Origin of the sequence: Streptomyces sp. ISL-66 (genome assembly GCF_018614135.1) — a bacterium.
Taxonomy (GTDB): Bacteria; Actinomycetota; Actinomycetes; order Streptomycetales; family Streptomycetaceae; genus Streptomyces.
This window is the reverse complement of record NZ_JAGGOW010000068.1, coordinates 1-13408: the sequence shown is the minus strand read 5'-3', so window position 1 is coordinate 13408 and position 13408 is coordinate 1. Positions and strand designations below refer to the sequence as shown.

Here is a 13408-nt window from a genome sequence, read left to right as displayed (position 1 = left end):
CCCCAGGTGCGGCCGGTGACCTGGTCCGAGCGGACCCCGACCTGGTCGCCGAAGAGAACCTCGGCGTTCTCCGCCTTCGCCTTGGCCCGAATCGCCGGCCAGGTCTCCTCGTGCCAGACACGAACCGCTTCCGCGTCCTGCTCGACCGCCCGTTTGTCCGGACGCTGGAAGGTCAGCCCCCAACGCTTGAGGTACTTGCCCACCCCGGGCTCGGTAAAGCGGATCCGGTACAGCTTGAAGACCAGCTCGCCTATCTGCCCGCGTGTCTCTGCCCGCGTGTCCACAACTGACCCGAAAGTCCCAGGTCGGAGGGGATGTGATCGAGGACGGCCTGCCGGACCGCGGCCTGTTCGGCCTCCGACAGGACCTGATGCTCACCCACGCGGCGGCCTCGCGGGCGGGACAGCAGTGCGTCCCGCCCGCCGGCCTGCCACTTCGCCCACCAGTTATCCACGGCCTTGACCGACACCTTGAACAGGGCGGCAACCTCAATCCGGTCCCGACCCTCCACCAGCGCCGACACCGCCAGCAACCGCACAGCCTCCTGCGCGTCCGGCGACCAGGCCCGCGCATCCCCCACCAGATCACTCACACATCATCAACGAGCCTGAACTCAAAGCGTTTCGGATCAATATGTCGTGAGGCGTCGTTGACCTCTGTATGGGGCGGGGTAGGTGGAGTTGGATTGTTCCGGACGGGTTGTGGGAGATCGCGGAGCCGTTGATCCCGCCGTCGAGGGTGCGGCCGCAGGGCGGGGGGACGCAGGACACGCCTGATGAGACGCTGTTCGCGGCGATCATCTACGTGCTGGTCAGCGGTTGCGCCTGGCGGGCTCCAACGGCCGAGGGCGAGCTCTCCATAGTAATTCGGGTGCATCGACTCCTGGACGGTGCCCTGGGAGCTGCGCAGGCCGGTGTCGGCGAAGCGCACCCATTCGCTGGTGGTCGCTGACGGCGTCGCGCTGGGGGTGGCGAGGCTGGAGGTTGTGGCACAGGCCTCGTGTCCTTCCACCAACGCACCGCCGGCCGCATCGGAATGGCTCACCCACTCATCCGCCGAGCCGCCATCACCGCCATCACCGCCATCTGCGACGGCACCGAACGCATCACCAAAGCCACTCTCGACGCTGTACAACTCGACCACCCCGCCGAAACCCACCACCGCCCGCACCCCCGAAACCGCTAACCCACCCCCTCGAACCGTCCATTTAGCCTCTCAACAGACCCACAACACACCAGGTCAGTCAGCGTCCGTTACACCAACCACCACCCCCTCCAGCGTCAGTTGGGAAGGTGAACCCGCAGCGAGCGTGCCCGTGCCTCGGCAGGGCACGGGGAGCCAGGATCCGGCCCTGGCTGAAACGGCTCCTGTGCGGGGCCTTGTGGAGGGCCCAGACTGCGGTGGGCGTTCAAGCGGCGCCAGGACGGACGCAAATGGGGGACGCTCGGTGCTACGCATTCACTTCACCGCCTCGGATCTGGCCCGGACCCGGGTGGCCCCGACGATCGGCGCGGCCGCGGAGACCATGTACAGCCTGAGGATGCTGCGCAACTGTGCCACCTCCGCCCTGCCCTTTCGTCCCTGGCAGGCCGCCGTCCGTGGGCGACTCGGTGCGCAGGCACGTCCTCTCACGAGCCTGCTGGCCGTGGACGGCCCGGACATCGACCTGATGGCGCTCATGGGTGACGCTCCGTCCTTGGAGGCGGGGATCGATACCTTGCTGGGGGCGTCGTCCTCTCGCTTGCGGACCGAGCTCGAGCACATCGCCTTCCATCCCTCACAGCTGTCTTGGGCTCGTCAGTTGGCCGAGGGCGGCCTCGATGCCCGTCGGCACTTCGCAGCGGGAATCGCCGCCTGCAACGAGGTGCTCGTCGCTCCCTACTGGAGCACAGCGAGATCCCACGTGGAGGGCGTGCGCGCGGGCTTCGCGCGTTCGCTGCTCGACGGAGGGGTCGAACGGCTACTGGAGGGCATGTGCGTCCCGCTGGTGCGGTGGCGGGCGCCCGTGCTAGAGGTCCGGTACCACCGGCACGTCGAAGTTCACCTCGGGGGGCGCGGTCTCGTCATCGCGCCGACGGTTTTCCTCTGGCGGGACCCGGCGCTGATGTGGGACTCGCAAGACGAAACCTCCTCGCCCACGCTCGCCCTTCCCACCATCGGTGACGCACGGGCGGGTGCCGCGCTGTGGGATGCGGCGCGCGGCCCGGACCAGTCACTGGGCGCACTGCTGGGGCGGACGCGGGCTGCCGCCTTGAAGGTGGCCACCGAAGGATGCAGCACCACCGAGCTGGCGCGACGCCTGAACGTGTCGATCGCGGCGGCGAGCGAGCATGCGGCGGTCCTGCGCAACGCCCATCTGATCACCACCAGCCGGCGCGGTAAATCCGTCGTGCACACCGTCACCCCTCTGGGCGCGGAACTCCTGGAAGGCGGAGGGTTCAGCGGAGGTGGGTGAGCTCGCGGTAGGCGGACGCGGTGGTGGGACCGGGCGGGCAGTCCCAGACGGCCGTCCCGGACGGGCACTGTTCGGCCAGGGACGAAAGCATGGTGCTCCCCGGCTCCGCAGGGGACCGTCGGTATGCGCGGGAGCGACCGATGGGGGGAGTTCCCGCCGCGACGAGGAGAGGAAGCAGGCATGTTCGTACGCAAGCTTTTCGCGGGGGTCGCCGCCGCGGCAGCACTACTGGGAGGCATGTCCCTCGCCGGACCGGCGTCGGCCGCGGCGCAGCCGTCCGCCTACGCCCAACAGGCCCGAGCGGCTGGGCTGACCGTCGCCCAGACCGGCCGGCTGCGGGACGAGGTCGACGTCTACGTGGCCGCCCACCCGGGGACCCGGCAGCTGTCCGCGAACAAGCTCGCCACCGACTTCGGCACGGTGACGGTCACCGCGCCGGGGCAGACCCAGGCCCGGGACCTCGCAGCCCCCGGAGTCGCGTTGGCGTGCGGCAGCGGCCACCTCTGCATCACGGACGGCCGCGGCTACCTCTACGACTACTACCGCTGCGGGACGTACGGCTTCGGTGGCTACGGCACCGGCTCGTTCAACAACAACCAGACCTGGGGCACGACGGCCTGGTTCTACAACGCCGACCAGACCGTCCGCTTCTACCACACCGCCAAAGGCAGCAGCAGCAACGTGGACTGGAACCCCGTCACCTACATCAGGCCGTGCTGAGCCGGGTGACATCGCCCGATGAGCACTGAGGGACCCCTGCCCTCGGGCGGGGGCCCTCCTACGGCAGCGGGTCTACCCGACAGGCGCTTCACAGCCGATCCGGCAGCTTCTCTACCGGCCGGCCGATTGCAGATGACTGTCCGGGCTCGAAGAGCTCAGGGCTGGAATACCGCCTCTCCACCAGAGAGGTGACGCCGTCGAACCGGCCGGCGTTCCTGCCCTCCGTGGCCCGGAACCAGACTCGGTGTCAGCCCTGGGACCCGCTCAGCGAGTTCATCGCCTTGAGCATCTCTCCGACGCGTACCGGCACAGCATTTTGCGCCGACGACGGTGACTACTCCGCAGGCTCCGCTGCGGCCACCAGATCCGGGAATTAGCCGTACGCGGTGATCGACGGGGCGGCCTCGGCCCTAGTCGGTCCCGGACCAGCGATCCGCGACGGGTCTGCAACACCACCGGGCCGCCCGGGGCAGCCGGGTTGAAGAGGAACGCGCGGTGTCCTCGAGCTTCTACTCAAAGGCCAGGCCGCCTGCCAGGACACCAGGGCCGGGAAGGGACTCGGCGGCCTGGGCGAGCATCGGCTCGAGGGGAGGGAACAGGACCACTCGGGATGGGGGCTCCTTCACCGCCGCTCCGGGCCTGGCACCCACAGGGTCACCCCGCACAGGCACCGGAGCCCGGCAAGCGCGCCCCAGCTCACGCCGCGGGCGCCCGGTTCGCCGATTCGGCGGTGCGGCGGTGCTCGGCGTTCAAGCGCTGGGCTTCTTCGAGCTGGTCTTCGAGGATGACGATGCGGCACGCGGCCTCGATCGGGGTGCCCCGGTCGACGAGTTCGCGGGCGCGGGCGGCGATGCGCAGTTGGTAGCGGGAGTAGCGGCGGTGTCCGCCCGGCGAGCGGAGCGGGGTGATGAGGTGGGCTTCGCCGATGGCGCGGAGGAAGCCCTGGGTGGTGCCGAGCATCTCGGCGGCCCGGCCCATGGTGTAGGCGGGGTAGTCGTCATCGTCGAGACGGCCGAACGAGTCGTCTGCTGTCACTTGCACCTCTCTGTGGAACGCGCGGAGGGGCCCGGGCGCCTATGGCACCCGGGCCCCGAAGGAACTGCTACACCATCTGCCGACCCTAGTCCTGCGCCGGCCTTCTGTTTCCACAGACCCGACCTGAGCTCTGTCGGGGGTGCGGGGATCGCGGTTGCTTGACCGGAGACCACCTCATTCACGATGTCCTGCGGTACCCGGACTCAAGACTTCCGCCCGGGCGATCCTGATGGCGCCTGCTCCTCCGTTCTTCCCTCTGGATCAATCACTTACCAAACGGGGGGACTGCGAACTGCTGGTACTGCGAACCGCTTGCAACGCTGTACTGCTTGTACTGCTGTGACACGGGTACTGCTCTTACTGCTGCACTACGAACTGCATGTACTGCTGGTGATGCGTCCTGCTGGTGATGCGTACTGCTGGCGGCCTCGCCCAGCGCCACCCTCCGGCAGCCAGCCCCGTCGCCCATCCTGCGTCTGCTCTGGCTTGGAACCCCACTGCCGAACCTCCCGGTGCGCGCGCCCGCAGCCGACGCCTTCACCGAGGTACCACTCACTGACTTCACTGCTGGGTACTGCGCACTGCACTTACTACGGGTACTGCCACTGCGTTAACCGCAGTACTGCTCACGGCGGCCCCTGATCACTGCGGGCCACCCGGTCCGGTCGCCAGTCCCGTCGCCGTCCTGCATCCACTCTGGCTTCGACACTCCACCACCGCACCGTCCTGCGCACTGCAACTACAGGTACTGCGGATACTCCTGCCCGGCAGTTCGTCTCTGCCAGGCCCTTCGGTCTCTCTGGGCTACGAGAGAAACCATAACCACGCCACAGCCTAATGTCTACTCCGGCCGCCATAGATTTTCGCGTGTTCGACGTTGAGGTAATCGACCTCGAACGGGAACGGGAACGGGAACGGAAGCGGCGGCGGGAACGCGGCCGTCTCTGGGCTTGCCGGGCCTCGCGCACCCGCTGGCGGCCGAGGCCGCCAGCACCGTGGTCCTGGTCGTCTCAGCGCCCGTCACCAAGGCCCAGCGCCACGCCGGCGGCACTTACACCCTGGACCCGACCGAACACCTGGCTGCGCCAGTGACAACTGACTCCAGTGGTCGCTCAGTTTCGACTCCACCCAAAGGGTCTCAGGGACAAGATCCGAACGTGAGAAGTGACCCCACTTTGGACGCGTGAGAGACCGATGATTACGAATCAAGACGAACCCGGGCCTCGGCAACTTCGGCAGGGGCTGACCCACCGGAAGATCTTCTCCCGATGGATGCCCGGGCAACACCATAGGCCCGCGAGACGGGCGACTCATGCTGGGCGGCGGTCCCGGCATCACCCAATCAGGTTCAGCAGTCGTCCGAGCCGGTAGCCGACGGCAGTGCCTCGACGACGAAGAACATGAAGTTGGGTTTGGTCGAAAGGTCATGGAAGCCGTCGGGGAACAGCTCACGGACGGCCGGGGCGGGCTGCGGCTCACTGATGACGGAAAGACGGAAGCCAGCGGTTGCGAAGGCATCGATCATCGCGTGCAACGGCCTGCGCCAGAACCGCATCGGGACGGACTGCCCGTTGAACGTCCAGTCGAAGGTATAGCTGGTGGTCGCGAAATAGTCGGGCCGAGGATCCTGGAACGCGTAGGCCACGAAAGGGTGGTCCACCGACGCGATCAGCCGGCCTCCGGGCCTGAGCACTCGCCGCAACTCGGCCAGCGTCGGACCCCAGTCCTCCAGGTAGTGCAGCACCAGCGACGCGACCACGTCATCGAACGCACCCTCGGCGAACGGCAGAGGGTCGCTCAGGTCGACCACGTGCAGGGCCACGACGTCACCCAGCCGCCGCCTGGCCAACGCCAACATCCCGGCGCTTGCATCGATGCCGGTGACGACCGCACCGCGCTCGCGCAGTGCAGCGGACAAAGAGCCCGAGCCACAGCCGGCGTCCAGGATCCGGCGACCAGCCACGTCTCCGGCGAGGGCCAACATCGCGGGCCGCTCGTAGCACGCGTTCACCAGGTTGTTCTCGTTCTCCACTGAGTAGGCCTCGGCGAAGCTGTCGTAGTCATTCACCTGGGCCCGATCTGCAGGCTGGGCGAGACTCTCGGGCACGTCGGTTAAGCGTTCCATCGTCGCAGCCTAGTCACGGCCCGCGCGCCCGCCTCGCGCGGGCGGCGCTCCCGGTGCGCAGGCGCCCGGCTGCCAGGCTGGGCTCACGCAGGCCGTCACGCGGAACAACGGCGTTCAGATGCCCCTCCTCGGTTTCGGCGTCTACCAGATCCGTTCGACACCTCGCTTCGCAACCTCGGGCTCGACTACCTCGACCTGTACCTGATCCACCAGCCCTTCGACGACCTCTACGGCTCCTGGCGCGCCGGACGCCCCTGTGCTTCGCCCGCTGGGACCCCGCAGCCGTCAGCCGGCTCGGCAATGCCCGGATCCACGCCTGACCCGGCGGCGTCGGGTGTCGGGGGGAACACGGCCCCGTAGGTCGCTCTCCAATGGATCGGCACCCTTCAGGCCGGCAGCGGCGCCGCGGGCAACCGGCCGCCCGTAAGCCGGACGCCGCCCTCTTGCCACACACCCCGGCGGACGCTTCACTGTCGACCACCCCACAGGAGGACCCCCGTCCCACGACATCGAAGGGCTTCCCTTGACTGCCGTACCCGTACGCCTGAGTTCCGTGACCGCCGCGGCCTGCGCGCTCGTCCTCGGCGCGGCCCTGCCGTCCTCCGCGATCAACTCGTACAACGCGACGCCGGCTCCGGAACGCACCGAGGTGGGCGCCCTCGTCGCCACCTGGGACAACGACGACGACCCTGCCACCCCCGACCGGGTCGACTGGGTCTGCTCCGGCACCATGATCGACGCGGACACCTTCCTGACCGCCGCCCACTGCACCACCGACTGGCCGGCGAACGTGGCGTTCTACGTCTCCCTCGACCAGGACGTGCAGGCCGGTCTCGACACGGCCGCCGCCCACCACCCCGGTGACCCGGCCGCCGTGGCACGGGCCGTCGGCGTGCAGGGAGTTGCCCACAGCCACCCGCAGTACCCGGGCCCCGCTTCGGACAGTCATGACATCTCGGTCATCGAACTGCCCGCCGCGCAGGTCAAGGCCCGCTGGACCTTCACCCCTGCCGTTCTCCCCGAGGCCGGGGCCCTCGCTGCGCTGGGCCCGCGAGGGCTGGACGACACCCCGTTCTCCGTAGCGGGGTACGGAACCCAGGAGGCCGCACGCGGCCCAGGCGGCCACACCCACCCGGGCGGCGGCGTCCGTATGAAGGCCCCCGTCGGCTTCAACGCCCTCGACCCTGCCTGGGTGCGTCTGGCGATGACCTCCCCCCAGGGCAACGGAGGGGCCTGTTACGGCGATTCGGGCGGCCCCAACTTCGCCACCCTCGGCGGCAAGCTCACCCTGGTCGCCACCACCATCACGGGTGACGGCCCGTGCTACGCCACCAACGTCTCGTACCGCCTGGACACCGCCGGCGCCCGCGCGTTCCTCTCCCCCTTCGCCCCACTGCCGTAATCGGCGCCAGCCGCCTCCCCTCGCCCCCGGGCCCCGACCAGCCTCGGGCCGGGGGACGGGGGCGGGGGGCGGCCGCCCGGCAGGGGCCGGTCAGCAGCCGCCGCAGTTGTAGTAGAGGACATCCCAGTGGTTGCCCTCGTCGGCGTAGACGTTCCCGGAGCCCGACTTCCACTGGGGTGCGCCGTCACCGCGCAGACCGATGTAGGTGAAGGTGCCCTTGATGTAGTTGGTGACACAGGTGCCCTTGGCGTAGTCGAGCTTGTAGCCGTTCCAGTGCGAATAGGTGCCGGAAGCGTGGCCCGTCTCGGTACCGCCGGTGATGTTCAGGGCGCAGCCGGTGGCGCGCTTGAGCGTCTGGGCGCCCTGGGCCGTGGCGAGGTTGAGTTGTTCGAATGACGTGCAGGTGGGGTTGTTCCGGTCGGAGCAACTGCCCGACGACGACCACGTGATGCCGACCTCGCGGAACATCGAGGTGGCGGTGGCATGGCTGATCTTGGTGGCCGCGTGGGCCTCGGTCGTGGTGACCAGGACTCCGAAGCCGGGCGCGAAGAGCGCGCCGAAGACGAGGAAAAGAGCGGTGAGGACGGAACGGGTCTTCACGCAAGTGCCTCCTGCCGGTGACCGCTGGGTGTGGTGCCTGGCGTGCTGTGCAGGTGGAGCACACCGATGGTGCCGGATGTCTACGCGCGTACGCCAGAGGCCGGACGCCACCGCTGCGCCGACGTCCTGGCTCAGCGGGCTCAGCGGCTGGAAGCCCCACGGGTGGCCGTCTGTGAGGCGCTTGCTCGCCTCTGAGTTTGCTGCGGACGGCCCCGGAAAGCACCGTGCCGCCCCTTTGCCGCTACGTGTGGGGCTCCGCCGGTTCCGGAGTCCCGGTGGTGTTCTCCGGCTCCGGGCGCCGGGCGAGCACCGCGTTGAACTGTGCCCCCGTGAGCAGTGCGAGATTGGTGAACCACAGCCATACGAGGAACACGACGATTCCGGCCAGTGAACCGTAGAGCCGACTATAGGTGCCGGACTCGGTGTACAGCGTGAAGAGTCCCGAGGCCCCGAGCCACAGCAGCGCCGCCAGCACGCCGCCCGGCAGGCCGCGGCGGCTTTCGCGGGCCTGGCGGGGTCCGGTCCGGTAGAGGATGAGGATCAGGGACGTGACGACGAGCAGGAGCACCGGCCACCGCAGGAGGGTCGTCGCGTCACCGGCCGCGTAGCCCGTGGCGGCCGCGAGCCGGCGGACCACCGGGCCGGTCGCGACGAGGCTCGCGGCGCCCGCCACCAGCAGGGCCAGCAGGGTGCCGGCAGTGAGGACGAGGACGTGCGCCGCGCGCAGGGGCGGGCGCTTGTCCGGCAGCCGGTGCATCGTGTGCAGGGCGCGGCGGAAGACCGCCAGGTAGCTGGAGGCGGACCACAGTGCGCTCAGGACGCCGCTGCACAGCAGGACCCACAGGGAGGACGGCTCCGAGGTGAGACCGTTCAACGCCTCCCGGAGCACCTGCGCGGACTGCGGAGGGGCGTAGGAGGTGAGGTCGAGGATGAGGCGCTCGCGGGTACCGGAGCCGGCGAGTCCCACCAGGGAAACGGCGACGAGGAGGGCGGGCACCAGTGCGAGGACCGCGTAGTAGGTGAGCGCCGCGGCGCAGTCGGCGACGTTGTCGTCCCAGATACGTACCGCGGTGCTGCTCAGAGCCGTCCGGGCCCGTTGCGCGGAGGCGAGGAAGCGGTTTCCGGAGCTGTTCCGGTGGGTGCGGAGCGTGTTCGATGCCACGTTGCCCTCCTGCCCTTTCCGACCGCTTCCATCCTCCGTACCCCGGGCGGGGCGGTCCTGCGGAGCATACCGCCGCTCCCCCGCGGTTCCTCAGCCGGAGGCGCGCAGCGCCGCCGTGTGGGCCCTTACCTGATCGGGTGTCAGGTATGCGTCGGTGTACTCGAACTCCCTCAGCGTCGGCGGCTTGGAGGACCCGAACCCGATCCTGACGAAGTCGTCTCCGGCCGCCGCGTTGAGCAGCCAGTTGGTCAGGACGCGCGTCTTGGCGACGTTCGTGCGCAGCGCCGACCAGTGGTATCCGCGCGCCACGGCCTGCGCCGGGAGCCCGCGCAGGGGGATGCCCAGCGGCTTGGACACGGCATCGGTGCCCCCCAGGTCGACGACGAGCCCCAAATCCTTGTGCACGTACGGCCGAAGGGGCTGGTGGCGCAGCGTCGCGATCAGGTTGTCCGCGAGGGTGCGCCCCTGACGCAACGCGTGCTGCGCCGTGGGCGGGCAGATCGCGCCGTCCTCCGGCGCGGCGAGGTCGGGCACGGCCGCCGCGTCGCCCAGCGCGAACACGCCGTCCGCACCGGGCACGGTCATCTCCGGGGTCACCAGGAGCCGGCCGCGGACGGTTTCCGCGTCGAGCGTGCCGATCAGCGGGCTCGCGGCCACTCCGGCCGTCCAGATGAGGGTCCGGCTGGGCAGCACCCGTCCGTCGGTCAGCGTCACCTCCGTGGGGCCCGCCTTGGCGACGCTGACGCCGAGGGAGACCTGGATGCCGCGGCGGCGCATGACGTCCAGCGCCACCTGTCCCAGGGAGTCGCCGAGTTCGGGCATCAGCTTGGGGGCGAGGTCGAGGAGGTGCCAGGTGATCTGGCCGGGGTCCAGTCGGGGGTAGCGCTTCACGGCGTGGTGGGTGAGCCGCTGGAGGCAGGCCGCCGTCTCCGTGCCGGCGTACCCGCCGCCGACCACGACGAAGCACAGCCGGGCGGCCCGCTCCGCCTCGTCCTCGCTCGCGTCGGCGAGGTCCAGCTGCGCGATGACGTGGTCGCGCAGGTACGTGGCTTCGGCGAGCGTCTTCATGCCCCGGGCGTGCTCGGTGAGTCCGGGGATGTCGAAGGTGCGGGTGATACTGCCGGGCGCCAGCACCAGGTGGTCGTACGCGTGTTCCGTCAGCTCGCCGGTGATCCTGCGTACGATGCAGACCTTCGCGGCGGTGTCGACGCCGACGGCGCCGCCGGGGATGATCCGGGTCCGGTAGCGGCTGCTGCGGCGCAGCGAGACGGCGATGGATTGCGGGGTCAGCACGCCGGAGGCCACTTGGGGCAGCAGCGGCAGGTACAGCTGGTAGGAGTTCGGCGTGACCAGGGCGATGTCCGCCTCCGCGGGCGACAGCCTGCGCTCCAGCCGGCGGACGCACTCGACCCCGGCGAATCCGGCTCCCACCACGAGAATCCTCGGTCGTACCACGGTGTTTGTCCTTTCTCGGGCCTGCCAGGTCCACCCGCGTCTGCCCCGCCCGGCGCCTGTCTGCACGTGGAAGCCGGCGGTGGAGGGGCTGAGGGCGCGGAGGGACGTAGAGGGGCGGAGGAACGATTCGGCGGCAACGGCCGGTCCAGGCCGCGAGTTTCGGGTTTCGGAGGCGGCGCGGCGGAAACACGCGAAATGGTCGAAGGCGTACCGATCGCGAGGAGAGGCATCGCCATGGGCACCACGATCCTGCTGATCGCACCGATGCTGCTGGCCCTGCTGCTGGTCACCCGACGGGACGGCCACCGTCCCCGGCACCGCCGCCGGCACCGGGCCGGCCGTACCTGACGATCGATCCTGCCAATAGAGGGTGAGGTGTGACCGTGACGGTTCGAGCGGTGGGGTGGGCCAGGTCGTTTCCGGTCCACCGCGGGGCACGTGAGGCCCGTCGGTGGTGTCTGGCACATCTGAACACCCTCACGTGGACCGAGGGTGCCCCGGACACGGTGCATTCCATCCTTCTCACGGTGTCCGAACTGGTCACCAACGCACACGTCCACGCGCACAGCAGTGCCCAGCTCGTGCTGACCTGGGACGGCAGCTGTCTGCACGTCAGCGTCGCGGACGACGACCCTCAGCTCCCCGCCCCCAGGCAGGCCTCGGCCCGGGCGACCTCCGGCCGGGGCCTCGCCATCATCGACGCACTCGCCGACCGGTGGGACGTCCACGCCTTCCACGGCGGCAAGGCGATCACGGCCTGCTTCCACCCGCCGGAGCAGCCTTCCCCGCACGCGGTGTGAGGACGGTGACGCCGCGAAACCTACCGGGGCCTAGCCGGACGGCCCCGGGACATTCTGAACGGGTGATCACAGGTCTCGGCTGCGGTCGCCAACGGGTGAGGGCTGCGACGGGCCACAGAACGCTTGGCAGGTCTCCCCACACCGCCCCCGCGGTGGGCCGCCCGCTACCGAAGAACCGGCCGCCCCACCGCGCTCACGTCCGCTTCAGCGGGTCACCGCCCCGGCTGCGCCGGGCGGAGCCGGGACAGGTGCACCTCCTGGCCCGCCGTTCCCTCCCGGATGGCGCCGGCCCGGTCCATCTGTCCCCAGCCCGCGCCGCTCTCGGCGTTCACCTCTTCCCGTACGTCCCTGATCCCGTAGTGCGCGAACAGCTGCTGCTCCTCCGTCACGGACAGCACGCTCCCGCAGTCCAGTGCCGCGCACGGAGCCCGCTCGATCAGGGAGACGGCGTACGGCAGGACCAGACGCTGGTCCTCCAGCGCCGCGTTGCGCAGCGGGACGAAGACGCCGCCCAGGCCGGACGCACGGTCGGTGATCCGGGCCCATTCCGGCCTGCCGGTGGTGTCGTCCACCAGGACGTAGTCCACCCCGCCCACGCGCTGACCCTGCTCCGTGTAGGCCGTACACCCGACCATGGCGGTCACCTGCTCCTGAGTGATCATCGCTTCTCCTCGTCTTCCTGCCGCGCGCTGCTGTCACCGTCCGGCTACCCGCACCTGGCCGCCGGAAGCGGACGTGTCAGGTCCGGCTTCCGGGGCAGGCGGGACACAGCTACCCAACGGGTCAACGAGACCGCGCAGGGTTCTACGAAGGAGTTGAGACATGACCGACGACATGTGGGCCTACCGTTCCGGCATCATCCACCCGACGGGCGAAGACCTCACGGGCTACGACGTGGAAGCCGTCGACGGCCGCATCGGCAAGGTCGACAGGCACTCCAACGAGGTCTCCGACGCCTACCTCGTGGTCGACACGGGTGTGTGGATCTTCGGCAAGGAGGTCCTGCTCCCGGCGGGGACGATCATCCGGGTGGACTCGGAGAACAAGACCGTCCATGTGGACCGCACCAAGGACCAGATCAAGGCTGCTCCGGAATTCCACCGCGACAACCACCTGCGCGACCCCGACTACCGCCAGGCGATCAGCAGGTACTACGACGCATGAGTCCTTGAGGCGGCGTGATCGAGCGTACGCCTCGGGTCCCGTCCGGCCGCGCTCTCCTGCAGCCGGGACTGAGACCCTCCCCAGGGACCACCCCCCTGGTAAGGCAGCGCCGCCCGCCGATTGCGGGAGACACACCGCCCGGCTCCAGCGCGCCCATCCGGATGCCGTGCACGCTCTAGCCGAACACGCCGAGCGCACCTGTGAGGCGGAAGCTCGTCGGCGCGTCTTCGGTAGTGCACGCGCATCGCCCGCGAACCGCACGAGGTCGTCGCCCACCACTTGGTCCTGGCCAACCTGCAGGCCCGCGCCGCCGAGCACTTCACGGCTGGCCGCCTAGGGAGCGTATTTGGTTGTGATCATCAGGTGGTCCGAGTGAGGTCCTTGAGCCAGATCATCGAGGCGCGCAGGTGGAGGCCGGCGAGGTAGCTGTCGGGTGTCTTGTCGTACCGCGTGGCGATGCCTCGCCATGCCTTCAGCTTGTTGATCAGGC

The 13408-nt window shown here is 69.5% G+C and carries 13 protein-coding genes and 2 pseudogenes; 7 read left to right on the top strand and 8 right to left on the bottom strand.

All coding sequences use genetic code 11. From position 1 onward, the window contains the following. Together J7E97_RS14295 and J7E97_RS14290 are read right to left on the bottom strand one after the other, a co-directional pair. Positions 1–284, bottom strand: a 284-nt coding sequence (locus tag J7E97_RS14295; RefSeq protein WP_215026817.1) for a winged helix-turn-helix domain-containing protein, incomplete at its 3' end; no start/stop codon positions are given. Then, positions 251–592 carry a helix-turn-helix domain-containing protein gene (locus tag J7E97_RS14290; protein ID WP_215026814.1) on the bottom strand — a complete coding sequence of 114 codons (342 nt, stop codon included), beginning with the start codon at positions 590–592 and terminating at the stop codon, positions 251–253. The genes J7E97_RS14290 and J7E97_RS14295, both read right to left, overlap by 34 nt. 68 nt (positions 593–660) lie before the next feature. On the opposite strand from J7E97_RS14290, the pseudogene J7E97_RS14285 reads away from it, so the two are divergent. The 4 genes and pseudogenes from J7E97_RS14285 to J7E97_RS14275 form a co-directional block, all read left to right on the top strand. After that, positions 661–834: pseudogene (locus J7E97_RS14285) on the top strand (transposase); the annotation flags it as partial. A 174-nt stretch (positions 835–1008) separates the two neighbouring features. Further along, a pseudogene (locus J7E97_RS36995) lies at positions 1009–1185 on the top strand (ATP/GTP-binding protein); the annotation flags it as partial. A gap of 262 nt (positions 1186–1447) precedes the next feature. Beyond that, a complete protein-coding gene (locus J7E97_RS14280; RefSeq protein ID WP_215026811.1) occupies positions 1448–2455 on the top strand; it encodes a helix-turn-helix transcriptional regulator in 1008 nt (335 codons plus the stop codon). 180 nt (positions 2456–2635) lie between these two features. Continuing rightward, positions 2636–3175: a hypothetical protein gene (locus J7E97_RS14275; RefSeq protein ID WP_251054495.1), complete on the top strand. Its 540-nt coding sequence runs from the start codon at positions 2636–2638 to the stop codon at positions 3173–3175. A 696-nt stretch (positions 3176–3871) separates the two neighbouring features. Here J7E97_RS14275 and J7E97_RS14270 read toward each other — a convergent pair. Both J7E97_RS14270 and J7E97_RS14265 read right to left on the bottom strand, forming a co-directional pair. Further along, the gene (locus J7E97_RS14270; RefSeq protein WP_215026808.1) at positions 3872–4210 is read right to left on the bottom strand and encodes a MerR family transcriptional regulator; all 339 of its coding nucleotides are present in this window, start codon (positions 4208–4210) and stop codon (positions 3872–3874) included. Positions 4211–5558: 1348 nt separating this feature from the next. Further along, on the bottom strand, positions 5559–6335 hold the full coding sequence (locus tag J7E97_RS14265; protein ID WP_215026806.1) for a class I SAM-dependent methyltransferase: 777 nt from the start codon (positions 6333–6335) through the stop codon (positions 5559–5561). A 523-nt stretch (positions 6336–6858) separates the two neighbouring features. Between J7E97_RS14265 and J7E97_RS14260 the strand changes: the two genes are divergently transcribed. Continuing rightward, complete coding sequence (locus J7E97_RS14260; RefSeq protein WP_215026803.1) at positions 6859–7737, top strand: trypsin-like serine protease; 879 nt, start codon at positions 6859–6861, stop codon at positions 7735–7737. A 90-nt stretch (positions 7738–7827) separates the two neighbouring features. On the opposite strand, the gene J7E97_RS14255 is transcribed toward J7E97_RS14260, so the two are convergent. The 3 genes from J7E97_RS14255 to J7E97_RS14245 form a co-directional block, all read right to left on the bottom strand. Further along, the gene (locus J7E97_RS14255) at positions 7828–8337 is read right to left on the bottom strand and encodes a hypothetical protein (protein WP_215026800.1); all 510 of its coding nucleotides are present in this window, start codon (positions 8335–8337) and stop codon (positions 7828–7830) included. A gap of 241 nt (positions 8338–8578) precedes the next feature. Further along, positions 8579–9499: a YihY/virulence factor BrkB family protein gene (locus J7E97_RS14250; protein WP_215026798.1), complete on the bottom strand. Its 921-nt coding sequence runs from the start codon at positions 9497–9499 to the stop codon at positions 8579–8581. A 90-nt stretch (positions 9500–9589) separates the two neighbouring features. Beyond that, entirely contained in the window at positions 9590–10954 is a 1365-nt protein-coding gene (locus J7E97_RS14245) for an NAD(P)/FAD-dependent oxidoreductase (protein ID WP_215026795.1), read from the bottom strand. A 377-nt stretch (positions 10955–11331) separates the two neighbouring features. On the opposite strand from J7E97_RS14245, the gene J7E97_RS14240 reads away from it, so the two are divergent. After that, positions 11332–11754: an ATP-binding protein gene (locus J7E97_RS14240; RefSeq protein ID WP_308346499.1), complete on the top strand. Its 423-nt coding sequence runs from the start codon at positions 11332–11334 to the stop codon at positions 11752–11754. Positions 11755–11966: 212 nt separating this feature from the next. Here J7E97_RS14240 and J7E97_RS14235 read toward each other — a convergent pair whose 3' ends face one another. Next, positions 11967–12416 carry a PRC-barrel domain-containing protein gene (locus J7E97_RS14235; protein WP_215026792.1) on the bottom strand — a complete coding sequence of 150 codons (450 nt, stop codon included), beginning with the start codon at positions 12414–12416 and terminating at the stop codon, positions 11967–11969. A gap of 160 nt (positions 12417–12576) precedes the next feature. Between J7E97_RS14235 and J7E97_RS14230 the strand changes: the two genes are divergently transcribed. Continuing rightward, positions 12577–12918: a PRC-barrel domain-containing protein gene (locus J7E97_RS14230; protein ID WP_215026789.1), complete on the top strand. Its 342-nt coding sequence runs from the start codon at positions 12577–12579 to the stop codon at positions 12916–12918. Positions 12919–13408: the final 490 nt, after the last annotated feature.